Origin of the sequence: Streptomyces sp. HM190 (genome assembly GCF_009857135.1) — a bacterium.
Taxonomy (GTDB): domain Bacteria; phylum Actinomycetota; class Actinomycetes; order Streptomycetales; family Streptomycetaceae; genus Streptomyces; species Streptomyces heilongjiangensis.
The window spans coordinates 4,248,065-4,269,559 of record NZ_CP047318.1 but is presented as its reverse complement, the minus strand read 5'-3'; the positions used below and the strand labels follow the sequence as shown (position 1 = coordinate 4,269,559).

The 21,495-nt window shown below is 71.7% G+C and carries 19 protein-coding genes, 1 tRNA gene and 1 pseudogene; 10 read left to right on the top strand and 11 right to left on the bottom strand.

Features of this window, described 5'->3' with window-relative positions; genetic code table 11:
• Positions 1-57 precede the first annotated feature (57 nt).
• The 4 genes from GSY65_RS18150 to GSY65_RS18135 form a co-directional block, all read right to left on the bottom strand.
• Positions 58-537 carry a copper chaperone PCu(A)C gene (locus GSY65_RS18150; protein ID WP_159769842.1) on the bottom strand — a complete coding sequence of 160 codons (480 nt, stop codon included), beginning with the start codon at positions 535-537 and terminating at the stop codon, positions 58-60.
• Positions 534-1,268: an SCO family protein gene (locus tag GSY65_RS18145; RefSeq protein ID WP_159769839.1), complete on the bottom strand. Its 735-nt coding sequence runs from the start codon at positions 1,266-1,268 to the stop codon at positions 534-536. Before GSY65_RS18145 ends, GSY65_RS18150 begins: the two co-directional genes overlap by 4 nt.
• Before the next feature lie 121 nt (positions 1,269-1,389).
• Entirely contained in the window at positions 1,390-2,139 is a 750-nt protein-coding gene (locus tag GSY65_RS18140; RefSeq protein ID WP_159769836.1) for a YcnI family copper-binding membrane protein, read from the bottom strand.
• A 314-nt stretch (positions 2,140-2,453) separates the two neighbouring features.
• Positions 2,454-3,233: a hypothetical protein gene (locus GSY65_RS18135; RefSeq protein ID WP_201452582.1), complete on the bottom strand. Its 780-nt coding sequence runs from the start codon at positions 3,231-3,233 to the stop codon at positions 2,454-2,456.
• A gap of 282 nt (positions 3,234-3,515) precedes the next feature.
• On the opposite strand from GSY65_RS18135, the gene GSY65_RS18130 reads away from it, so the two are divergent.
• From GSY65_RS18130 to GSY65_RS18120, 3 genes are all read left to right on the top strand, one after another.
• Positions 3,516-3,962, top strand: coding sequence for an ATP-binding protein (locus GSY65_RS18130; RefSeq protein WP_159769833.1), 447 nt, complete (start codon positions 3,516-3,518; stop codon positions 3,960-3,962).
• A gap of 553 nt (positions 3,963-4,515) precedes the next feature.
• Positions 4,516-5,460: an intradiol ring-cleavage dioxygenase gene (locus GSY65_RS18125; RefSeq protein ID WP_201452581.1), complete on the top strand. Its 945-nt coding sequence runs from the start codon at positions 4,516-4,518 to the stop codon at positions 5,458-5,460.
• A gap of 9 nt (positions 5,461-5,469) precedes the next feature.
• On the top strand, positions 5,470-6,303 hold the full coding sequence (locus GSY65_RS18120) for a triphosphoribosyl-dephospho-CoA synthase (protein ID WP_159769827.1): 834 nt from the start codon (positions 5,470-5,472) through the stop codon (positions 6,301-6,303).
• Between the two features lie 162 nt (positions 6,304-6,465).
• On the opposite strand, the gene GSY65_RS18115 is transcribed toward GSY65_RS18120, so the two are convergent.
• Complete coding sequence (locus GSY65_RS18115; RefSeq protein WP_159769824.1) at positions 6,466-7,953, bottom strand: aminopeptidase P family protein; 1,488 nt, start codon at positions 7,951-7,953, stop codon at positions 6,466-6,468.
• A 126-nt stretch (positions 7,954-8,079) separates the two neighbouring features.
• Positions 8,080-9,603, bottom strand: coding sequence for a PP2C family protein-serine/threonine phosphatase (locus GSY65_RS18110; RefSeq protein WP_159769821.1), 1,524 nt, complete (start codon positions 9,601-9,603; stop codon positions 8,080-8,082).
• A 512-nt stretch (positions 9,604-10,115) separates the two neighbouring features.
• Between GSY65_RS18110 and GSY65_RS18105 the strand changes: the two genes are divergently transcribed.
• Both GSY65_RS18105 and GSY65_RS18100 read left to right on the top strand, forming a co-directional pair.
• Complete coding sequence (locus GSY65_RS18105) at positions 10,116-10,781, top strand: bifunctional DNA primase/polymerase (RefSeq protein ID WP_159769818.1); 666 nt, start codon at positions 10,116-10,118, stop codon at positions 10,779-10,781.
• A gap of 54 nt (positions 10,782-10,835) precedes the next feature.
• Positions 10,836-11,639 (top strand): hypothetical protein, encoded by an 804-nt coding sequence (locus GSY65_RS18100; RefSeq protein ID WP_443043235.1) that lies wholly within the window; start codon positions 10,836-10,838, stop codon positions 11,637-11,639.
• A gap of 245 nt (positions 11,640-11,884) precedes the next feature.
• Here the strand turns inward: GSY65_RS18100 and GSY65_RS18095 are convergent, their stop codons facing one another.
• From GSY65_RS18095 to GSY65_RS18085, 3 genes are all read right to left on the bottom strand, one after another.
• A complete protein-coding gene (locus GSY65_RS18095) occupies positions 11,885-12,874 on the bottom strand; it encodes a DUF5926 family protein (protein ID WP_159769815.1) in 990 nt (329 codons plus the stop codon).
• 288 nt (positions 12,875-13,162) lie between these two features.
• Positions 13,163-13,705, bottom strand: coding sequence for an ATP-binding protein (locus tag GSY65_RS18090; RefSeq protein WP_443043234.1), 543 nt, complete (start codon positions 13,703-13,705; stop codon positions 13,163-13,165).
• Between the two features lie 409 nt (positions 13,706-14,114).
• The gene (locus tag GSY65_RS18085) at positions 14,115-14,924 is read right to left on the bottom strand and encodes a glycerophosphodiester phosphodiesterase (RefSeq protein ID WP_159769809.1); all 810 of its coding nucleotides are present in this window, start codon (positions 14,922-14,924) and stop codon (positions 14,115-14,117) included.
• Positions 14,925-15,179: 255 nt separating this feature from the next.
• On the opposite strand from GSY65_RS18085, the gene GSY65_RS18080 reads away from it, so the two are divergent.
• Entirely contained in the window at positions 15,180-17,060 is a 1,881-nt protein-coding gene (locus tag GSY65_RS18080; protein ID WP_159769806.1) for a S1C family serine protease, read from the top strand.
• Positions 17,061-17,257: 197 nt separating this feature from the next.
• Positions 17,258-17,345 (top strand) — tRNA-Ser (locus GSY65_RS18075).
• 620 nt (positions 17,346-17,965) lie between these two features.
• Here GSY65_RS18075 and GSY65_RS18070 read toward each other — a convergent pair.
• Positions 17,966-18,199: pseudogene (locus GSY65_RS18070) on the bottom strand (transposase); the annotation flags it as partial.
• A 1,135-nt stretch (positions 18,200-19,334) separates the two neighbouring features.
• Here GSY65_RS18070 and GSY65_RS18065 point away from each other — a divergent pair.
• Complete coding sequence (locus tag GSY65_RS18065) at positions 19,335-19,559, top strand: hypothetical protein (RefSeq protein WP_159769803.1); 225 nt, start codon at positions 19,335-19,337, stop codon at positions 19,557-19,559.
• Between the two features lie 673 nt (positions 19,560-20,232).
• Here GSY65_RS18065 and GSY65_RS18060 read toward each other — a convergent pair.
• Complete coding sequence (locus tag GSY65_RS18060) at positions 20,233-20,454, bottom strand: hypothetical protein (RefSeq protein WP_159769801.1); 222 nt, start codon at positions 20,452-20,454, stop codon at positions 20,233-20,235.
• Positions 20,455-20,755: 301 nt separating this feature from the next.
• Between GSY65_RS18060 and GSY65_RS18055 the strand changes: the two genes are divergently transcribed.
• Together GSY65_RS18055 and GSY65_RS18050 are read left to right on the top strand one after the other, a co-directional pair.
• Entirely contained in the window at positions 20,756-21,046 is a 291-nt protein-coding gene (locus tag GSY65_RS18055; protein WP_236579866.1) for a hypothetical protein, read from the top strand.
• 158 nt (positions 21,047-21,204) lie between these two features.
• A complete protein-coding gene (locus tag GSY65_RS18050; RefSeq protein ID WP_159769795.1) occupies positions 21,205-21,420 on the top strand; it encodes an antitoxin in 216 nt (71 codons plus the stop codon).
• Positions 21,421-21,495 lie beyond the last annotated feature (75 nt).

Here is a 21,495-nt window from a genome sequence, read left to right as displayed (position 1 = left end):
GTCTCGGCCGGCTCCACGGCCGCAACCCGTTCAAGGGCCTCAACGGAGTTCCCTCCCTCAGTGACCGGTCGTCGGCTGGTACGTCGCCGACTTCACGGGCATCTCGACCGTGATGGCCTTGGACTTGGTGAAGTTCAACCGCAGGGACACCGTCTCGCCTTCCTTCGGCTTGCGCTTCAGGTTCTCGAACATCAGGTGGTTTCCGCCGGTCTTGAGGACGAGTTCACCACCGGCGGGGACCTTCAGGGCCGAGACCTGCTGCATCGCCTGCCCGGCCGTCTCGTGGACGGTGACGTCCTGAGCGAGATCGCTGGTCACGGAGGTGAGCTCGTCCGCCGCGCCGCCCTTGTTCTCGATGACGAGGTATCCGGCCGCCATGGAGTCGGTGACCGGCTGCGGCATGTAGGCGGCCTTCACGGACAGCTCGGCCGCAGCGGAGCCGGAGGAGTCCGACGAGCCGCATCCGGTCAGCGCGAGCCCGCCGGCCACGAGTCCACCGGTCACGAGCAGGGCGACCCTCGCCGCACGCACCCTCACGGCTTCGCGCCCTTGAGCAGCTTCGGCAGGTCCTTCTCGTAGTCCTGCACGGTCGCGCTCTTGTCGTACAGCACATAGCCCGCGTCCGTCTTCGGCGAGAACGCGATGACCTGGGTGCCGTGCTCCGAGACGGTCTTGCCGTTCTTGTCCTTGTGCGGCGGGGCGATGGAGATGCCCAGCTTGAGCGCGCCGGCCTGGATCGTGTCGAAGTCGCCGGTCAGGCCGACGATCTCGGGATCGATGCCCTTGAGCCACTTGCCGAGCTCGGCCGGGGTGTCGCGCTCGGGGTCGGTGGTGACGAAGACGATCCGGAGGTCCGCCAGCTCCGACTTCGGCAGCTTCTTCGCGACCTCCTTCTTCGCGACCGCGATGTTGTTCATGGTCAGCGGGCACACGTCGGGGCAGTTGGTGTAGCCGAAGTAGATCAGCGTCGGCTTGCCCTTGGTCTCCTCGCGGAGGTCGTACGACTTGCCCCGGGTGTCGGTGAGCACCAGGTCCGGCTTGGCGAACGGCTGGTCGAGAACCGTGGACGCCTTCGCCGGTCCGGTCTCGGAGACCTCGGCGACGGCTGTCGTGGACGCGTCGTCACTGCCGCAGGCGGAGAGGCCGAGGACCGCCGCGACGATCAGGGCACCGACCGCGTACGTCCTCTTTGCGTTCTTGGCGCTCTTGGCGTTCTTCGAGGTCCTGGGGTTCTTCGAGGACTTCGTGTTCTTCGTATTCGTGCGCATGTGGAGATGTCCCAGGTGGTTCGAGCCCCGGCGCGCACGGGGCGTGCGCCGCGACGGCGGACGCATACGTCGTACGACGAGCGCGTACGCGCCGGGGAGGGGGGAGTCGGGGGTCCGGGTGTCAGCCGTCGGTGCGCCGACGGCCGGCGAGGACGCCGTACGCCACGCCCGCGGCGCCGACGACGATGCCGACGACGGCGAGCACACGGGCCGTGGTGTCGCTGCTGTCGGCGGGCTCGGCCGCGGTCTCCTTCGAGGCGGCCTTGGTGTCCTTCGCGTTCTTCGCGTCCTCCGACTCGTCCGAGGCGGCGGTGGACGAGCCGTGGTGGTCGCCGGACGCGGCGGACAGCGCGAGCACCGGCGCCGGGTACTCGGGCTCCTCCTGCCCCTTCTGCGGGACCTCGATCCAGCGGACGACCTCCTTGTTGGAGTACGTCTGCAGCGCCTTGAAGACCATCTCGTCGGTGTCCTCGGGGAGCTGGCCCACGGAGAGCGGGAACTTCTGGAAGTAGCCCGGCTCGATGCCCTTGCCGGTGGCGGTCCAGGTGACCTTGGAGACGGCCTCGTCGATCTGCTCGCCGTGCAGTTCGATCGGCTTGTCGAGCTTGGCCCGGGTGACCTTGACCTTCCAGCCGGGGACGGCCTCCGGCTGGGCCGAGGCGAGCGGGTGGTCGGTCGGGAAGCTCACCTCGACCTTGGTGGTGGAGGCGTCGTCGCGCTCGTTCGGGACCTTGAAGTTGACGGTCGCGTACCCGCCCTTCGCCGCCGTGCCCTCCGCCGCGACGCTGACGTGCGCGAACGCGGGACCGGACAGGACGAGGACGGCGGAACCTGCGAGGGCGCCGACGGCGGCGATACGAGAAGCCTTCATGACTGGTGACACTCCACGGTGAGTGAGTAGAGGAAGGGACGGAAAGAGACGGACATCGTGCAGGGGAGCGACGCGTGCCATGACCAGGTGAGGGGAGGCGCGAGGAGCGCCGATCGAGCCACGCTCGCACCCGCATCCGCACCCGCACCACACCGGCATCCGCAGCCGCATCCGTACCCGCGCGTGCGCCGCACGCCGACGTCCCCTCCCCTCCCGTGCGGCGCGAAGCGAGGCGACGCAGGGCGGTGAAGCCCCGCGCTGCCAGGCCGTGCGGGCAGTACGTGGAGTGTGAGTGTGAGCGGGCCGTCGTCGTGTCAGGCGGCGAGGGTGAGCACGGCGGTCGGAGGGCCGCGTCGGATCACCGTGTGCTGGAGCGCGGTCGTTCGCGGGGCCGGCGGCGTCGCGTACGCCGGCCGAGGGGCGCGCGAGACGGCGTCCGGCACGCCCGGGAGCCCGGACCGCAGTGCCCGCGCCAGCGCGAGCGCCCCCCGTAGCGACCGGACGAGCGGTTCGTGGGCCGACAGCCGCGCGAGACGGAGCAGCGCGAGGTCGCCGTGGCGGAGCAGCCACCCGGCGGCGACAGCCGCGAGAACGTGGCCGATCAGCATGGGCAGCGACGGCAGGACGGCCGCCGAGGACTCCGGCGCGGTCGTCATGGCGTCCGCCGGGTGGTGCGTGGCGTACGACCCTCCGAGCCCCGCGGTGACGAGGATCCGTCGGGCCTCGGCGGGGCTCATGGCCGCCGCGGTGGCCCCGCAGACGAGACGTGCGGCGCGTTCGACGAGCGCCGCGTCCATGGCGGCGGTGGCCTTCGACGTGGCGCCGGCGCCGTGCTGGCCGAGCCCGAAGAGGGTGTGCAGCACGGTCTGGCCCACGGCGAGCAGGGCCGCGATCCCGGGCAGCGAGCGCTCCCTGTCGGCCAGGGCGGCGGCGACGGCGAAGACGCCGGCGAATCCCACCCCGAGGCTCCACAGCGGAACCGTCGCGCACGAGGCGAGCGCGTGGCCCGCGCCGGCCAGCACGACGCAGACCGCGGCGAACACCGCGGCCCGTAGAACCCGGAGATCACCTCCGGTGCGTGTGCGGGCTTTCATGGCGGGGTCATCATCCCATCGCGGTCCGTTCGGGGGAGCGCCGGGTTCCCGCGCTGAGGTACGGACCGGGAGGGGCCGGTGTTCAGGGGGCGCCCGCTGGCCGTTCTCCCGTGCCCGGAGGTGGAGAAGTGGTGGGGGATTCGGAAGGGTTTCGTCCGCATACACCGAATGTGACGAGGACGCATCCGCCGTACGGGCGGCAGGGCCGGTTCCGGGCGATTGCGCGCCCTTCCCGGTGGCAATACGTAACGGTATGTCGAGCCGTGGCCGGGAGGCTGGAGCATGAGCATGTGGTGGTCACTCCATTTGCGGCGTGATGCTGCGAGCGTGCCGCTCGCCCGGCGGCTGCTGCTCGGCACGATGGAGACGGCGGGCGTCGACCCGGACGTCTCGTACGACCTCTCCGTCGCGCTCAGCGAAGCCTGTGCCAACGCCGTCGAGCACGGCGGCGCCGTCCCGTCGGGCAGCGCGTCCGAGGCGTACCGGGTCACCGCGTACCTCGACGGCGAGAAGTGCCGTATCGAGGTCGCCGACTCGGGCCCCGGCTTCTCGCACCGCCAGCCGCCCCGTCAGGCCCACGCCGACGACGAGAACGGCCGCGGCCTCTGCCTGATCCGCGAACTCGCCGACCACGTCCACATCGGCAACACACCGGGCCGCGGCGGCGCCGTCGTGAGCTTCGACAAGATCCTCAAGTGGCGGGAGGGCGCACCGCTCGTGGCGGTGTAGCGAACCACTGCCCCCTCGATGCAGGGCGTCGAAGAGCGGGCTGCCCCCTAGGGGAACGTCCGGTCGAGGTCGAGCGGGTGCGGCCGGACCCGGGCGGGCCGGCCGTCAGCCACGGCCGAGCGGATCCCGCCGGTGCGCGTCGGCAGCCCGCCGTGCCTCCGACGCCGCCGCCGCGCTCACCTCGTCCCTCGCCAACGCCTCGCGCATCCCCGCCACGAACCGCTCCCCCGCGGCGGTGAGCCCTCCGCATCCCGCCAGTGTCTCCAGCGCCTCCGCCGTCTGGTCACCGCCTCCGGTGCCTCCTGGTCCAGTTCCGTCAGGACGTCCCACGCGGCCGTGCCCGGATAGCCGACCCCGTGGGGTGCTTTCAGTCGGCACCACAAGCCTCGTCCGTATACAGGTCGGCAAACGTGAGAACCGTCTCATTCGCCGGTGGACGCGCGATGATCGAACGTATGTGCGATCGTCGTTCGCTTCAGCCGCCCCCTCACTCTCAGCGCCCTCACAGTCACCCCTCAGCCCTCTGACGGACTACGTCCCTAGTTTCTGCGGCATGACAGGACATCACGCAAACACATCGATCACCCGGCGTCGGGCTCTCGCCGTGACCGGTGCGACGGTCGCGGCCGGTGGGTTGGCGGTCGCCGGTTACCAGTCGGCGTTCGCGGACGAGACGACCGGCGCGGCGGGGACGGCGGCCACGGCGTCGGCGACGAGTGCGAGCGGCAGCACGTGCATGACGCTGATGACGAGCGTCACCGAGGGCCCGTACTACCTGGACGGCGCCCTGGTGCGGAAGGACATCACCGAGGGCAAGAGCGGTGTCCCGCTCACCCTGCGGCTGACGGTCGTCGACGCCACCGACGGCTGCACCCCGGTCCCGGGCGCGGCCGTGGAGATCTGGCACTGCGACGCCTGGGGCTACTACTCCGGCTACACCACCGCCAACCCCGGCGGTTCGGCCCCCGCCGAGAGCGAGGACGGGTCCACCGCCGACGACGCCACCTATCTGCGCGGCTACCAGATCGCCAACGCCAACGGGGTCGTCAAGTTCGAGACGATCTTCCCCGGTTGGTACACCCCGCGGACCTGCCACATCCACGTCAAGGTGCACACCGGCGGTGAGAAGGAGGACGGCACCTACGAGGGCGGCAAGGTCAACTACACCGGCCAGTTCTTCTTCGACGACGAGATCGCCCAGGAGGTCTTCGCCCTGGAGCCGTACTCCCGGCACACCGGCAGCTACACCACCCTCGACGACGACATGGTCTACGACGGCGGCGGCGCCGCCAGCGGCCTGCTCACCCTCAAGGCCGTCAAGAAGGGCAACCCCGCCCGCGGTTACAAGGGCTTCCTCACCCTCGGCATCGACCCCGACGCCGAGAACACCGGCGCCGGAAGCGGCAACGGCGGTGGCGGTGGCGGCGAGGGTGGCACACCGCCGTCGGGCGAGCCCCCGACGGACTCCCCCTCCGACGTCTCCGCGTCCGGTTCGTAAGGCACGGCCATGAGCAGCCGCGAGGACGAGACGCTGGCGCACGCCGCCGTGACCGCGCTCACCCGGCAGTTGGAGCTGACTCCCAAACCCGGGCTGCCCGACCCGCGCGACCTCCGCGCCCGGGTCACCCGCCAGGACCACCGCGCCCTGCGCTGGTCGGCGAAGGCACTGCTGCCCGGCCTCGCGGCGATGGCGGCCTGCGCCCGCCGCAACGGCGCCCCGACACCCGAACTCCGCGCGGAACTGGGGGCGATAGGACGCTCCACCGAACACTCGCTGACCCTCGCCGGGGGCGGCCACCGGGGCGCCACCTGGGTCCTCGGCCTGCTGGTCGCCGCGGCGGTCCTGGAACCGGGCGCCCGGGGCCGCGAACTCGTCGCCACCGCGAAGCAGATCGCCGCCCACCCCGACCGACGGGCACCCCGGCGGCCGTCCCGCGGGTCCTCGGTCTCCGCCAAGTACGGCGCGGCCGGCGCCCGGGGCGAGGCCCGCGCCGGATTCCCCCATGTGCGCCGGGCCCTGGACGTCCTGGCCGCGTCACGCACCGCCGGCACGGCGGAGGAGGACGCCCGACTCGACGCCCTGCTGACGGTCATGTCGACCCTCCAGGACACCGAACTGCTCCACACCGCCGGCCCGCACGGCCTCCGGCACGTCCAGGCGGGCGCCCGCGGTGTCCTCGACGAGGGGGGTACGGCCACGGCGGCCGGCCGCCGCGCCCTGGCCGCGTTCGACGCGGACCTCCAGGAGCGCGGCTGGAGCCCGAGGGGCAGCGGATCGCTGCTCGCGGGCGCGCTGTTCGCCGACGCGCTGCCGGTGGCGGCGGGCCGGGGCGCCTGGTAGCTCGGGGGTGCGTGTTCGTCGGCGGGTGCGGGTGGTGTGTGGTTCCTCGCGCGGGGCGGTGACCCACGCGGCTCCGCCGCGTGGGCGGGAACGACCCCCACCCGCCCGCAGACAAGGACGACGGCCGGCCCCCCGGAGGGCACCCCGGCCGCCGCCCCCCTCTCAGCTCTGTACGGCACCCTTCAAGGAGGCCATCCACAGCTCGACCTCATCGCTTCGGCGAGGCAGCGCGGCGCTGAGGTTCCGGTTGCCGTCCTCCGTCACGAGGATGTCGTCCTCGATCCGGACGCCGATCCCCCGGTACTCCTCCGGAACGGTCAGGTCGTCCGCCTGGAAGTACAGCCCGGGCTCGACGGTCAGCACCATGCCCGGCTCCAGCGTGCCGTCGACGTACGTCTCCACCCGCGCCGCCGCGCAGTCGTGGACGTCCATGCCGAGCATGTGCCCGGTGCCGTGCAGGGTCCACCGGCGCTGCAGGCCCAGCTCCAGGACGCGCTCCACGGGGCCCTCGACGAGCCCCCACGCCACCAGCCGCTCGGCGAGCACCCGCTGCGCGGCGTCGTGGAAGTCGCGGTACTTGCCGCCCGGCTGCACCGCCGCGATACCGGCCTCCTGGGCGTCGTACACGGCGTCGTAGATCTTCCGCTGGATCTCGCTGAAGCGGCCGTTGATCGGCAGCGTGCGCGTGACGTCGGCGGTGTAGTACGTGTGGGTCTCCACGCCGGCGTCGAGCAGCAGCAGGTCGCCGGAGCGCACGGGGCCGTCGTTGCGGACCCAGTGCAGGGTGGTGGCGTGCGGGCCCGCGGCGCAGATGGAGCCGTAGCCGACGTCGTTGCCCTCGACCCGGGCGCGCAGGAAGAACGTCCCCTCGATGTAGCGCTCCGAGGTGGCCTCGGCCTTGTCGAGCACGCGGACGACGTCCTCGAAGCCGCGCACGGTCGAGTCGACCGCCTTCTGCAGCTCGCCGATCTCGAACGCGTCCTTGACCAGCCGCGCCTCGGAGAGGAAGACGCGCAGTTCCTCGTCGCGTTCGGCGGTGACCTTGTCGGTGAGCGCCGCCTCGATGCCGGCGTCGTGACCGCGGACGACCCGCACCGGGCCGGTGGCCTCGCGCAGCTTGTCGGCGAGTTCGCGCACGTCGGAGACGGGGATGCCGTACAGCTTCTCCGCCTCGGTCAGCGAGTGGCGGCGGCCGACCCACAGCTCGCCCTGGCCGGAGAGCCAGAACTCGCCGTTCTCGCGGTCGGACCGCGGCAGCAGGTAGAGCGTCGCCTCGTGGCCCTCGCCCCGCGGCTCCAGGACGAGGACGCCGTCCTCGGTCTGGTTGCCGGTGAGGTACGCGTACTCGACCGACGCCCGGAAGGGGTACTCGGTGTCGTTCGAGCGGGTCTTCAGGTTGCCCGAGGGGATCACCAGCCGGTCGCCGGGGAAGCGCGCGGAGAGCGCGGCGCGGCGGGCGGCGGTCTCGGCGGCCTGGGCGATGGGCCGCAGGTCGTGCAGCTCGGTGTCGGCCCAGCCGGACTTCATGTTCTCGGCCAGTTCGTCGGACACGCCCGGGTACAGGCCGTTCTTGCGCTGCTTGATGGGCTCCTCGGCTTCGGTCGCCTCGTTCTCCGGGGTCGCCGGCTCGAGCTCGTCCGCCACGGTCATCCTCCTAGGTACGGCACTGGACCCCGCCCATCGTACGGTCGCGACGGGCGGGGCCCAGGGGCCCGCAGGACCTCTCACGCGCGGTCACCGGGGGCTCACGGGAAGCAGCCGTGGAGGCCGGGCCGGCTACTCGAAGCGGGCCGCCAGCAGCACCACGTCCTCGGTGCCGTCCGTGGTGTCCAGCTCGTCCGGCAGGACGGTCCGCAGGACGTGGTCGGCGAGGGCGCCGGGGTCGGCGCGGACCGCGCGGGGGACGCCGGCGGCGGCCGCGTGGAGCCGGGCGAAGGCACGGTCGACGGGCTCGCCGGTGCGCTGGAGGAGGCCGTCGGTGTACAGCAGGACGGTTTCTCCTGGTTGGGCGGTCAGCTCGACGCTGGGCGCCTCCCAGCAGGCGAGCATGCCGAGCGGCGCCGACAGGGACGTCTCCACGAACTCGGTGCGCCGCTCGCCGATCACCAGCGGCGGGCTGTGCCCGGCCCCGGCCAGCGTCAGCTTGCGCAGCGCGGGCTCCACGTAGGCGAAGAGGGCCGTCGCGGAGCGGGCGGGCTCGGTGAGACGGAGCAGCAGTTCGAGGTCGGAGAGGACGGCGACCGGGTCCTCGCCCTCCATGACGGCGTACGCGCGCAGGGAGGCCCGCAGTCGGCCCATCGCGGCGACCGCGCTGGGCCCGGCCCCCGTCACCGAGCCGACCGCGAGGCCGAGCGCGGCGTCGGGCAGCGGCAGGGCGTCGTACCAGTCGCCGCCGCCGCGCGGTCCGGTGCGGTGCCGGGCGGCGAGCTGGACGCCGGCGACCCGGGGCAGCCGGGAGGGCAGCAGTTCCTCGGCGATCGTCGCCATGGACACGCGGGTCCGCTCGACCTCGACGAGCCGCGCCAGGTGCTCGGCGGCGTACCGCGCGTACAGCCCGACGAGGTGCCGCCGGCGCTCGGCCGGTTCGGCGGGCTCGTCGTACAGCCAGACGACGGCGCCGAGGCGGCCCGCGGTGTCGGTGGACAGGGGGAGCGCGTAGCTCGCGGCGTATCCGAGCCGGGCGGCGACCTCGCGGTGACGGGGGTCGAGCCCGTCCTCGGCGAACAGGTCGGGTTGCGCGATCTCGCCGTCACCGCCGGGCAGTCCGTCGAGGATGCGGCCGTACGGCAGGGAGCTGCGCGGCACGGTCTCCATGTGGCCGAGGTCGGCGCGGCCGAGGCCGAGGCCGATGGTCGTGTCGGGCCCGAGTCCGTCGCGCGGTTCCAGGACGAGGAGGCCGCGCTGGGCGCCGACCAGGGCGGCTCCGGCGCTCAGGGCCTCCTGGAGGGCGCTGTCGAGCGTGTCCGTGCGGGCCAGGCGTTCGGTGAGTTCGTGCAGGGTCGTGAGGTCCGAGACCCAGCCGGCGAGCCGGTCCTGGAGGACGGCACCGGGGGGCGTGACCGCTCCTGTGGCGGGATTGGCTGCCGGGGCGCCCGGGGCGGCAGGCGCGGGTGCGACAGTGTGTGCGGGAGAGGGAACCGTTGAATCGATTCCGGCCACTTTCGGAGGGTGAGGGGCGTTCATGGTGTCCGGCCTTCCGGCCGGTGCGTATTGCTCAAAAGCATCGCAAACCCCCATGTCATTCTGCACCGCTAGCAGTGTCTCCACATGTACACGCACTCGTGAGGGGATGTCCAGCATTGTCCTGCTGGGATATGTGGTGTCCGTGTGGCCCTGTTGGACTTGGGCCGGGTTACTGTCCAGTCCTTTGAAAAACGAAAAGTTGGCTTAAAAGTGTTGTGGTGAACGGTGTATTGAGGTCGACTGGCCTTGTTCAACAGAGCGTCACAGCGGTCGTGATGGGTACGTACTCGGTGAAGGCCAGGGGTGGCGTGAGTCATCCGGAACCTGGCGACGGAACCGGGCGTCCTATCCACCGACGACCGAGCCCCATCCTCCCGTGGCGGAGGTGGCGAGCACACGCCGGACGGCAAAACGCCAGGCGTCGCCACCCCCACGCCACGCCATGCTTTGGACAGACGCAAGTCAGCGCAAGCGTTGGACGCGGACGTAGCCGAGCCAGGCCCCCAGGGGTTCCCCTTGTCCGCGACAGGGGTGTGACGCGCCAGCAGGTACGCACAGTGAAGTGAACGACACATGTTGTGAGTGACCCCACGGTGTTGCCATGCGTGCAACGGAAAGGACGAGCGCTCATGCGCGAGATCCCCGGAAGGCGACGCAGGCTCCTGTCCAAGCGCAACGGCGGGAGGCCCGAGCTGCTCGAGCAGGCCCTGACGTTCGCGAGGGAATGGCAGTGGCCCGTACTCCCGGGCGTGGCGCCGGACCCGCAGGGGCGCGCCCGGTGCGCCTGCCCGGACCCGGAGTGCGTGGTGCCCGGCGCTCACCCGTTCGATCCCGGTCTGCTCGCCGCCACCACCGACGAGCGCATGGTCCGCTGGTGGTGGACCAACCGGCCCACGGCACCCATCGTCCTGGCCACCGGGGGCAGGGCGCCGTGCGCGGTCAGCCTGCCGGCCCTCGCCGCCGCACGGGCCCTCGCCGCGCTGGACCGCGGCGGCATGCGCCTCGGCCCGGTCGTCGCCGCCCCGCACCGCTGGTCGATCCTGGTCGCCCCGTACTCGATGGAGCAGCTCGGCGAACTGCTCTACGCCAAGGACTTCGTCCCCGGCTCGCTCCGCTTCCACGGCGAGGGCGGCTACATCGCGCTGCCGCCGTCCGAGACGGGCCACGGCGGGATCCGCTGGGAGCGTGCGCCGCTGCCCGGCTCCGCCGCCCCCTGGGTGCCCGACGTCGAGGCCGTCGTGGACGCGGTGGTCGACGCCCTCACTCGTACGGGTGTGAGCGCCCCCGACTTCTGAGCCCGCCCGGCGCGCGCTCGGCAGGGCGCCCGGGTGGGTCGTTATCTTCCGCTCATGCAGCGTCTTCCCGGGGGCCACGGCGCCCCGTCGCCGCGCGGCCGGCACAGTGCCGCGCCCGCATCCCGGACCCACCGAGCGACCGCAGCGGCGCGCGGCGGTCCGGACGCGCGCGGGCTCCGGCTCCTCGGGCTGACGGTCGCCGTGGCGTGCACCCTCGCCCTGCCGCTGGTCGCGTCGGCGGGGACCCTGGTCGACGCCGGCGGCACCGCCCGGCGGGCGACCGGACAGCTCGACGGCACGGGTGCGGAGCGGCTCTCCGCCGAGGCCGCCGGAAGGGCCGATACCGACACCGCCGCCGAGGCCGCCGGACGTGCGGGGGGCGGGGACTCCGAGGGCGCGGACTCCGGGAGGCCGGCGGCCGGGCCCGGTGGCGGATCCGACGCCAAGGCGCCCGACGGCCGCGGGGACGCGGAGTCGTCGCGTTCGCACCCCCTGCTCGGCCTCGGGCTCGCCACCGCCGCCCGCTGCGGCCCCGAACTCACCTCACCCGACGGCATCGAGGCCCAGACCTGCGTCCTCACCCAGGGGGCGGAGACCTGGGCGCGAACGTACTACCGCAACGCGACCGGACGTGAGCTGAGTTCCGTCCTCAGCATGATGGGGCCCGGCGGACGCAGTGTGCGCATGCACTGCGCCGTGGGCGCGCAGGACGAACCAGGGGTGTGTGAGACACCGAGGGAGCGCACTCAGGGCGAGCCGGGCGCGTACACGGCCGTGACGGAGTTCGCCGCATCCGACGGCAGCGGGCCGCTGATGCTGCGTTCCGGAAGCAACTCCGGCCGCGCTCAGAGGCGTTGACGGCGGCGACGCATCCGTAAGGTGCGGCCGCCCGCGGGCCCGGACATGAAAGGACCCGGTTGCTGGCGACGGGGGATGCACCAGCAACCGGGCTGATGGAACCGTAACAAGAGATCGGCGCTTCGCAAATTCCATCTCGGCTATTCGGACACGAATTTGCTTGTCACGTAGGGGAGTTGTGACAGGAGTCACCACGAACGCAGGGTCAGCGCCGACCGGTGGACGACCGGCCGGCGCTTCCCGCGTCAGCTGAGCGTGACCTGCCGGTTGGTGAGTCCGCCGCGGGCCCGGCGCTCGTCCGGGGTGAGCGGGGACTCCTCCGCCAGGGCCGCGGCGAGCCGCTCGGCGAACTCCGCGGCCGGCTTCTCGATGTCGTCCGCGCCGACCCCGCTGGGGAGGTCCCACACGGGCACCGTGAGCCCGTGAGCACGGAAGGAGCCCACCAGACGGGTGCCCTCACCGAGGCTGGAGGCGCCCGCCGCGTGCAACCGCGCCAGAGCGTCCAGAAGACGCTCCTCCGGGTGCGGCATGACCCAGCGCAGATGGTTCTTGTCGGGGGTCTCGCACCAGTAGGCCGCGTCGACGCCGGAGAGCTTCACGGTCGGGATCGCCGCGGAGTTGGCCCGCTCCAGGGAGGCGGTGACCTCCGGGGTGGCGTTGTCCGTGTCGGGGACCCAGAACTCGAAGCCCGTGTGCACAACTGGCTCGAACTCACCTTCGAGGTCGAGCAGGTCCTGCAGCCGCGGCCCGTCGGCCGGGGCACGCCGGCCCTGGACGGGGGTGCCCGGCTCGGCGACCAGGGCGCGCTGGAGGGTGTCGGCGAGGTCGCGGCTGATGTCGCCCGACGCCGTGTCGTTCTGCAGGCCGATCAGCACCGAGCCGTCGTCGCGACGCAGCGCGGGCCACGCCATCGGCAGGACGGTGGCGAGCGTGACCGACGGGACGCCCTCGGGGAGCGCCTCGCGCAGCTTCAGCTCGACGGTCGCGGCGGGGACCAGCTCGCGCAGCGCCACCCAGTCGCACTCGCCGGGCAGGCCCTCGAACGGGCGCTGCACCAGCTCGGTCACGGCCTGCGCGGCGGCCCGGCCGTGACAGGCCTTGTAGCGGCGGCCGCTGCCGCAGGGGCAGGGCTCGCGGGCACCGACGACGGGGACCTGCCCATCGGCGCCTGCGGTGCCGACTGCGCCGGTGCCCTGCGGGCGCTTGGCCTTCGTGTGAGGTCGCTTCTTGGCCATCGTGGGTGTCTCCCGATCACGGCTCGTCTCGTACTGGCGCGAGCCTAGCCGCTCGTACGGCGGCCGACGGGACCCTGTGGACAACGCACCGAGACGTCCCTGAACCGGTGATTCAGGCCAGGTTGTTCGCTGGTGGCCCGCCCTACTGCCGCGAGAAGGGGCGTCCGCGGGAAGGACGGACCACTGCGGGAGGTGACGGCCGGAGGAAGGGGGTGAGGGGCGGAGGACGGACGGGACGGGCGGGGCGGGTGGGACGGGCGGGGCGGATGGGGTCGAGTCCGGGAAGTGTCAGTCGATGTCCTCGAACGGGTCCGCGAAGTCCAGGTCGGGGAGGGACGAGACCGACGGGGCCGTGACGCGCGTGGCGAAGTCGTCCCGGCGGTGGGTGTGCCGCACGTCGTCCTGGACGACGACCCACACCGTGACCTCGCCCCGGGCGTCGTCCCGTACGCCCCAGTCGTCGGCCAGTGCCGTCACGATGTTCAGCCCGCGGCCGCCGTGTGCGGTGACCGAGGGCGTGGACGGAACCGGGCGGGTCGGACCACCGCCGTCCGTGACCTCCAGGGTGAGCCGCCCCGAGGGGTCCATGCGCCATGCGCAGCGCACGTCGCCGTCGCCGGCCAGCGCGTCGTTGAGGGGCCTGCCGTGTTTGCAGGCATTGCTCAGTAGTTCGGAAAGGATCAGCAGGGCGTCGTCGATGACCGATTCCGCCACACCGCCCTCGCGCAACTGATCACGCAACCGGTGCCTCGCCTGCCCCACGCCCGCAGGGCCATGGGGTACGGCCATGCTCGACGACGTGGGCACCTCCTGTGCCACCACCAACGCCACCCCCGAGACCTCCTTCGCCCCACGCCACGGTGTGAATGCCCCATGGGACTGGACTGGAAACCGGCCAACACCTGTGCTCTGACGCACTCACAACGATCGAATACTTTCCGAACGCGCCGGTGCACTCCCTGTGAGGAGCTGGCTGAATTTCGGCCTCAATGTACGGACTTGTCCGCGCACACAGATACGCCGTTCTGGCGGAATTCTTACCTCCGCGAAACCGCCTGCGGGGCTGCGGAGGGGGCCAGTGGCATGGCCAAGAGTGAACATGCGCGTATTCGGACCGGAGGCGGAGCGGCGCGTGGAGGGAGGCGGCGGAGCGTGTGTGCCGAGGGATCGGCGAAGTGCGTGCGTCGAGGGATCGGCGGCGTGTGCGCGGTGAGGGGTCGGGGCCGGTGGTGGGTGAGGGTCAGCGGTGGAGCTGGTCGAGGACCGCGCGGGGGCGGTTGGTGATGATCGCGTCGACGCCGAGGCCGACGCAGAGGTCGACGTCCTCGGGTTCGTTCACCGTCCATACGTGGACCTGGTGGCCGGCCTTCTTCAGGCGCTCGATGTACGCGGGGTGGTTGCGCACGATCCGGATGGAGGGGCCCGCGATCCGGACACCGGCCGGCAGGCGTCCGTCGCGCAGCCGGGGCGAGACGAACTGCATCAGGTAGACCGCCGGCAGCGTCGGGGAGGCTGCCCGCACACGGTGCAGCGAGCGCGCCGAGAAGCTCATGATCCGTACCGGCGACTCGGCCGCCGACACCGGCGTGTCCAGCCCGAACCGCTTCAGCAGCACCAGCAGCCGCTCCTCGACCTGCCCCGCCCAGCGCGTGGGGTGCTTGGTCTCGATGGCCAGTTCCACGCGGCGCCCCGCGTCGGCCACGAGTTCGAGCAGCCGTTCCAGGGTGAGGACGGAGGTGTCGGCCCGTTCCTCGGGGGCGATCTCCCAGTCGGGTGCCTCGTCGCCGTTCTTCCAGGAGCCGAAGTCCAGGGCGGCCAGATCGGCGAGCTCCAGGGCGGACACCGCGCCGCGGCCGTTCGACGTACGGTTGACGCGTCGGTCGTGGACACAGACCAGATGGCCGTCCGCGGTCAGCCGGACATCGCACTCGAGGGCGTCCGCACCGTCCTCGATCGCTTTCTTGTACGCGGCCAGGGTGTGCTCGGGGGCCTCCTCGGAGGCTCCTCGGTGGGCGACGACCTGGATCGGGAGCTGTCGTGCGTGGGTCACCGCGTCATGGTGCCACCGTGAAGGGGGTACGCGTCGTGACGGTGGCGTCGTACGGCTACCGCATCAAGGGTGATACGCGCCGTAAGCCCGATAGATCCTATATAAAGGTTGCTCCCGGACCCACAGGCACCACTTATGGTGCCCTGACGGCTCGTGGGAAAAGCTGACCGCATACAAACTCGCGCGCGACCCCGCCGTGCGACCAAGACGAGCCGACCGCTGACAGGTGACAGCCGTGGATCGAGGAGAGAAGCTGTGAGCACCGAGAACGAGGGCACCGCGGTACCCCCGGCCCCGTCCGCACCTCCCGTGCCGGTGGACACTCCCGCTGCCTCCGCGCCGGCCCCCGCCCCCGAGCCGAGCGCGGCCCCCGCGGGAAACACCTCCGAGCCGGCACCGACCGCCCCCGCGGCGCACCCGGCCGCCCCTGGCGCCACCACCGCCGGGAACGCCCCGACGACCCAGCTCCCGCCGGTCCCCCCGGCCGCGCCGGACCAGACGGCGGTTCAGCCGCACCACCCGCGCTCGCAGCCGCAGCCGCACGAGCAGCCGGTGGCCCACGCCCAGCAGCAGCCGCACGGACAGCACCCGCAAGGGCAGCAGGCGTACGGGCAGCAGGCGCAGCCGGAACTGGTGACCACGGGTGCGCCCGGGTACGCGGCCGCGTCGGCCCCCGGCCATGGAGGCGGCCACGGCTACGGGCAGGCTCCCGGCGGTGGCGGTGGCGGTGGCGGTGGCGGTGGCGGTGGCTACGGCCAGGCCCCCGGTGGTCCTGGCGGTCCCGGTGTGCCGGGAGGCCCCGGTGGCGGCTCCGCTCCCGACGCGGCGTGGCCGCCCCCGCCTCCGCCGGCCGTCCCGTCGTACGCGGACGGCGGGCACACGTACGCCGAGGGCAGCGGTGGCGCGGGACCGGGCGGTCCCGGTGACCAGGGCGGCGCCGGCGGGCACGGCGGTGGCGCCGGCGGCTGGGGCTCCTCGTGGCAGCAGACGCAGCAGCCGTCCCCCAAGCCGGGCGGCAGCAAGCGCGGCGGTCTGATCGCGGCGGTCCTGGTGGCCGCGCTGGTGGCGGGCGGCGTCGGCGGTGGCATCGGCTACACGCTGGCCGACCGCAGCGACAACTCGACGGGCTCCACGACGGTTTCGGCCTCCCAGAACGGCGGTGACGTCAAGCGCGCGGCCGGTACGGTCGCCGCGGTGGCCGCGGCGGCGCTGCCGAGCACGGTCACGATCGAGGCTTCGGGCAGCGACGGCGAGGGCGGCACGGGCACGGGCTTCGTGTTCGACAAGCAAGGGCACATCGTCACCAACAACCACGTGGTGGCGGACGCGGTCGACGGCGGCAAGGTGACGGCGACCTTCCCGAACGGCAAGAAGTACAACGCCGAGGTCGTCGGCCACGCGCAGGGCTACGACGTGGCGGTCATCAAGCTGAAGAACGCCCCGTCGGACCTCAACCCGCTGACGCTCGGCGACTCCGACAAGGTGGCGGTGGGCGACTCGACGATCGCGATCGGCGCCCCCTTCGGCCTGTCGAACACGGTGACGACCGGCATCATCAGCGCGAAGAACCGCCCGGTCGCCTCCAGCGACGGTTCCTCGGGCAGCAAGGCCTCGTACATGAGTGCCCTGCAGACCGACGCGTCGATCAACCCCGGCAACTCCGGTGGCCCACTGCTCGACGCCCGGGGCAACGTCATCGGCATCAACTCGGCGATCCAGTCCGCGAGCAACGGCGGCTTCGGCTCCGGCCAGGCGGGTTCGATCGGCCTGGGCTTCGCGATCCCGATCAACCAGGCGAAGAACGTGGCCCAGCAACTGATCAAGACGGGCAAGCCGGTGTACCCGGTGATCGGCGCGTCGGTCTCGCTCAGCGAGGGCACCGGCGGGGCGGAGATCACGGACTCCGGCGAGAACGGCACGCCCTCGGTCACGCCCAACGGCCCCGCCGACAAGGCCGGTCTGAAGTCCGGCGACGTGATCACCAAGCTCGACGACCACGTCATCGACAGCGGCCCCACCCTCATCGGCGAGATCTGGACCCACCAGCCCGGTGACAAGGTCACGCTCACGTACACCCGCGACGGCAAGACCCGCACCGCCGAGGTCACCCTCGGCGAACGCGAGGGCGACAGCTGACGGGGCGCGCGCCGGCCGGCTGACACGCACGTGCTCCAGCCGTCCGACGGACACGCCGGGCTCCACGCACCGGCCCACCCCCGGGCTGGTGCGTGACCCGTCCCCCGCCGAAGGGCCCGTGGCACGGCCCACGGCCCCCGCGCACCGCGCAGGGCCGGTACGCTGTACCCGCTCCGCCCCTGGTGGGCCGGGGCGCGGGTGGGTTGCCCGAGCGGCCTAAGGGAACGGTCTTGAAAACCGTCGTGGCGCAAGTCACCGTGGGTTCAAATCCCACACCCACCGCCAGGTGAAACGGCCCCTGACCAGGTAATTGGTCAGGGGCCGTCGTCGTGCGCGGTTTCCGCTCGGCATCGTGGTTCCCCGTGGCTTCCCACTGGATCGGGTGCGGATGGGGCACGTGCACCTTCTGATCGTTAGCTCTCTGGGGACCGGTCGCGAACGGTCGTACCGGCTGCCCTACGGCCCTGAAGGGACGTTATTGGGTGAGGTCGGTTCCTGTGGTTGCTGTACTTCGCTGCTGTACGTCAGAGGAGCTGCGCTCAGCTCGACACTGCCCCGCCCGCGAAGCCGACTGCAAGGTCTCCCAGTACGTCACAAAGGGCGCTCGCCCACTGCTTCATCCTGCTTGACTTCGGTTCATCAGCCATACGGTTCTCCTCGTCGTTCGTCTCCATGGTCTGGTCGTCGTTGTTCAACTTCGATGCCAGGACCTTGCAGATGACGGCCGCGGAGAGGGACAGTGCGAGACTCGGCAGCGCCGAGCTGAGCGCAGCTCCAAGGAGATTTTACGGCCTGACGCAGCGTTCGGCGCCCAGAGCTGACTTCTGTCGTGCGGAGGAACGGGGATGAGCCCAACCAAGAACGTTTACGGTCGGGCCTCATCTCTATCAGGTCGATCACGTGCTCCTGTGCTCGCCCGTCTCGCCATCGACCCGCTTGTCTTTCACCCGCGGTGCCTTCACCGCAATCGGCCCGGCGGCGGTGGTCACCGTCCGCTCCCGGTGGTGGCCGTTGCGGACCACCGGACGACGACCGACCTCGTCCCGCTCGCCCACCAACTCGACTATGTACTGGTTGACTTCGGCTTCTTGGGCCGCGGCGAGCATCCGACGGGCGGCCTCACGGACGATGTCGTCCATCAGGGAGCCGCCCTCGGTGGTCCCGTCCTTGTTGACGCGCTCAGCACGGGCGTGCCTCCCCGACCCGCGCTGCAACGCGGGCCTACTCGATGACCAGAAATCGAGCACTCGGGAAGCTACGCCCTCCGCGTTCCGCGAGGCACCCCGCCCGAGTCCGATCCACAGGTCACGAGCATTGCTCTCTGAAACGGCGCAGCGCCGATCAATCTGTGAGACGACGCTTCCACCACGGGTCCCAGCCGGCAGCGTAGGGGTCGGGGAGTGTTCGTGAGACGTAGCGGTCGTCCAGGGGATCGATCGCCGCTAGAAGGTCACGTCTGTTCTTGCGCCGCATCGATGCCGCCACATCCTCCAACAGCGTTCGGGCGTGCATGTCCCTCCAGCAGGTTGTCCCGTAGCCGTGGTTCGCTCCCTGGCCCGGCCACTCGTGCAGGGCCAGAGCCCAGGCCCGGAAGGCACGGGCAACATGTCCTGCCGGCAGTTGATGACGAACCTCGAACCGAGAGATCTCGTGAGTCGTCGCGGCGCACAGCCCGTCAATGACCAGGAGCCGGCCAGCCGGCACGCGCCGAGGCCGTTCGGCCCTGATCTCGCCCGGGGAACGGCGAGCCATGAGAACTTCCCGCACGACAAGGAACGGAACACCTCACGGTACCGCGCGACGGCAGTCGGCAGTCACCACACTGTGACGGCAACGAGCAGACGACTCCCAGCGCCGCCACGTGCGCGGGTAGGTGTCCAACTGCGTGACAACGCCGACGAACACCGGCGTTCGACCGCGAACGTCCGCGGACCAACAGTGCAGGTGAACGCCGCACCAGCCCATGGCACCACCCTCGCCCAAGTGGCTTCGGGACGAAGAGGTCTCGGGCCCGACAAGGAGTCGGTGGGACATACGTGGGCCAACGTTCCGGGCCGTTCCGGTGCTTGACGCATCGGTCCAGGTCAGAGCGTCGCGTTCCCTGAAATCGGGACGCTCTTGAGAACCGTCGTGGCGCAAGTCACCGTGGGTTCGAATCCCACTCCCACCGCGTGGTGAGCGGCCCCTGACCGAATGAGACGGTCGGGGGCCGTTTCGCGCTCTTCCTGGGCCGGTCGGTGGTGGGGGCCGGGAGGAGTGGGAGATCACGTACTCATGAGTATTGCGTTACGTCGAACGGCCGGGATCGCGGGTGTGGTGGGCGGTATCGGCCTTGCGGCCTGGCTTGTCTTCGGGGCTCTTCGTGATGGGGAAGGCGGCGTGAGGTTGCTGCGGCATGGTTCGGCGCTGGTGTCACTCGGTGCGATCTACGGGGGCGCCTGGCTGACGTTCTCCGGTGGGGAGGACGAGGAAACGTCGGACACGGTGGCTGCTGGCTGACGTCGTACCGGGGCTGTTCAGTCCCGTCCTGTGCTTGCCCCACCTGCGCTGCGACTGGCTTCACTCTGTGGCCGTGGCCGTGGCCGTGGCCGTGGCCGTGGCCGTGGTCGTGGTCGTGGCCGTGGTCGTCCAGCTGTACTGCTCCGGAGCGTGGCGGCATGGTGGCCGCTCGTGCGCTCACACCGCCGGACTTCTTCCGCCTTGACGGCTGTGAACGGCGGTCCGGTGGTCCGGCGGGACGGAGGACGAGGCGCTGTGACGGGACGGGGAAGTGGCCGGGCGGCGGGCGACCGGCGTCATGTGCCACGTCAGGGACGTCGGGGACGTCGGGGACGTCGTGAAGGGCCCCTGGAAGGGCCCCTGGCCACGGTGGGTGGTCAGGGGCCCTGCTTCCGCGCGGTGGGCGTCAGGCGGCCTTCGGGGGCCGCGCTGACCGGGTCGGCCGGGCGACGGGGCTCGGGGCCGGGTCCTGGGCGTCCTCGGGCCAGTAGGGCTCGTCCTCTCCGAAGTCCGGGGCCCGGAACGGGTCGGTGGTCGGAGGCGGCGATACCGCGGCGGGACGGCTGGGCTGCCCTTCCATGGCGGAGAACAGCGAGGTCGGGTCGATGAGAGGTCTGCCTTTCGTTACAGGTCCCTGCGGGGACCTGGCGTGCCGTGACCGGGCACAGCGGTTCTACAGCTTGGTCATCTTGGCGTACGGGCTGGAGATCCGCACCTGTGACGAGCCGAAATCGACGAGCGCCGCGATCCCGTCCTCGATGCCGACGACCCGGCCGAGTCCGTACACGTCGTGCGTGACCTGGTCGCCGAGGGCGAAGTGCTTGGGAGCCGGTGCGACCGGGGCCTTGAACGGGCTGGTGGGCAAATGACGCTTCGGTGCCGCGGGCTTTGTCATGGCTCAGTATGAGCCTACGCGTCTCCGGCCCGCTGTGGCCGTCGGCACATCCCTCGGGAAAACCCCGTCACGCCGGGAACCTCGGGACCACGGGGACCACCGGAGGCCGGCCGGCACCGACGTATCGCACAAGTCCGTGGGCTCACGCAGCGCCGTGCCGGGCGGGCGTACGGGGGCTTGGCCGCTCGCCGGTGTGCGTCCGCACGCTCTGCCGGGTGGAACCCGGTGGCTGGAACGATCCCCGTGCCGGTTTCGGCGAGGGAACAGCTGAAGAGGGCCTGGCACGGCCGTGGTGTTGTCGATGCACTGGGCGGGGGTCACACCGGAGCAGTACGACGCGGTGCGGGACGCGGCCGGTTGGGAGGAGGCGCCGACGGCCGGTGGGCAGCCGCATGTGGCCTGGTTCGACGACCAAGGGCTCCATGTGACCGATGTGTGGGACTCCCGGGAGGCGTTCGAGGCGTTCGAGGCGTTCTTCGGCGAGCGGCTCGCGCCCGTGATCCAGAAGGCCGGGCCGGCCGAGGCGCACGAGATCGTCTTCAGCCCTCTGCACCGGCGGTTCGTCGCCTCCGGCGTCAGCCGCACGGGGTGAGTGGTACGGGGCGAGCGGTGGGTGAGCGCGCGTGTTCCGGTGAACCCGCCGGCGGAGGGGCGTCCCGGTTCGCGGGGCGCCCGTTCCGTGCCTCCGGATGCGGGGTGGGGGACGGGCACTGATTCTGGAGGGGATGACGAACGGCGGAAGGAGCCGCGATGTCGATGATGGACAAGCTGAAGCACATGCTCAAGGGCCATGAGGAGCAGGCCGGCAAGGGTGTCGATCGGGCCGGGGACTTCGTCGACGAGAGGACCCGGGGCAAGCACAGGCGTCACGTCGACACCGCTCAGGACCGGCTCAAGCAGCAGCTGGGCACGGATCAGCCAGGCCAGACCGACCCGGGCGGCCGGGAAGAGCCGCCCCCGCGGTAGGTGGCACGCGGGTGAGGAGCCGCCCCCGCGCGGTGGGTGGCACGCGCGGAAGGGCCCGTACCCGCGACGCGGGTG

Excerpts from the sequence above, each read along its gene's own strand:
- GSY65_RS18135 (WP_201452582.1), bottom strand. The coding sequence starts at position 3,233 with ATGAAAGCCCGCACACGCACCGGAGGTGATCTCCGGGTTCTACGGGCC.
- GSY65_RS18130 (WP_159769833.1), top strand. The coding sequence starts at position 3,516 with ATGAGCATGTGGTGGTCACTCCATTTGCGGCGTGATGCTGCGAGCGTG.
- GSY65_RS18095 (WP_159769815.1), bottom strand. The coding sequence starts at position 12,874 with ATGGCCAAGAAGCGACCTCACACGAAGGCCAAGCGCCCGCAGGGCACC.
- GSY65_RS18055 (WP_236579866.1), top strand. The coding sequence starts at position 20,756 with ATGCACTGGGCGGGGGTCACACCGGAGCAGTACGACGCGGTGCGGGAC.
- GSY65_RS18100 (WP_443043235.1), top strand. The coding sequence starts at position 10,836 with ATGCAGCGTCTTCCCGGGGGCCACGGCGCCCCGTCGCCGCGCGGCCGG.
- GSY65_RS18110 (WP_159769821.1), bottom strand. The coding sequence starts at position 9,603 with ATGCTGGACATCCCCTCACGAGTGCGTGTACATGTGGAGACACTGCTA.
- GSY65_RS18065 (WP_159769803.1), top strand. The coding sequence starts at position 19,335 with ATGAGTATTGCGTTACGTCGAACGGCCGGGATCGCGGGTGTGGTGGGC.
- GSY65_RS18140 (WP_159769836.1), bottom strand. The coding sequence starts at position 2,139 with ATGAAGGCTTCTCGTATCGCCGCCGTCGGCGCCCTCGCAGGTTCCGCC.
- GSY65_RS18050 (WP_159769795.1), top strand. The coding sequence starts at position 21,205 with ATGTCGATGATGGACAAGCTGAAGCACATGCTCAAGGGCCATGAGGAG.
- GSY65_RS18060 (WP_159769801.1), bottom strand. The coding sequence starts at position 20,454 with ATGACAAAGCCCGCGGCACCGAAGCGTCATTTGCCCACCAGCCCGTTC.
- GSY65_RS18120 (WP_159769827.1), top strand. The coding sequence starts at position 5,470 with ATGAGCAGCCGCGAGGACGAGACGCTGGCGCACGCCGCCGTGACCGCG.
- GSY65_RS18105 (WP_159769818.1), top strand. The coding sequence starts at position 10,116 with ATGCGCGAGATCCCCGGAAGGCGACGCAGGCTCCTGTCCAAGCGCAAC.
- GSY65_RS18145 (WP_159769839.1), bottom strand. The coding sequence starts at position 1,268 with ATGCGCACGAATACGAAGAACACGAAGTCCTCGAAGAACCCCAGGACC.
- GSY65_RS18115 (WP_159769824.1), bottom strand. The coding sequence starts at position 7,953 with ATGACCGTGGCGGACGAGCTCGAGCCGGCGACCCCGGAGAACGAGGCG.
- GSY65_RS18125 (WP_201452581.1), top strand. The coding sequence starts at position 4,516 with ATGACAGGACATCACGCAAACACATCGATCACCCGGCGTCGGGCTCTC.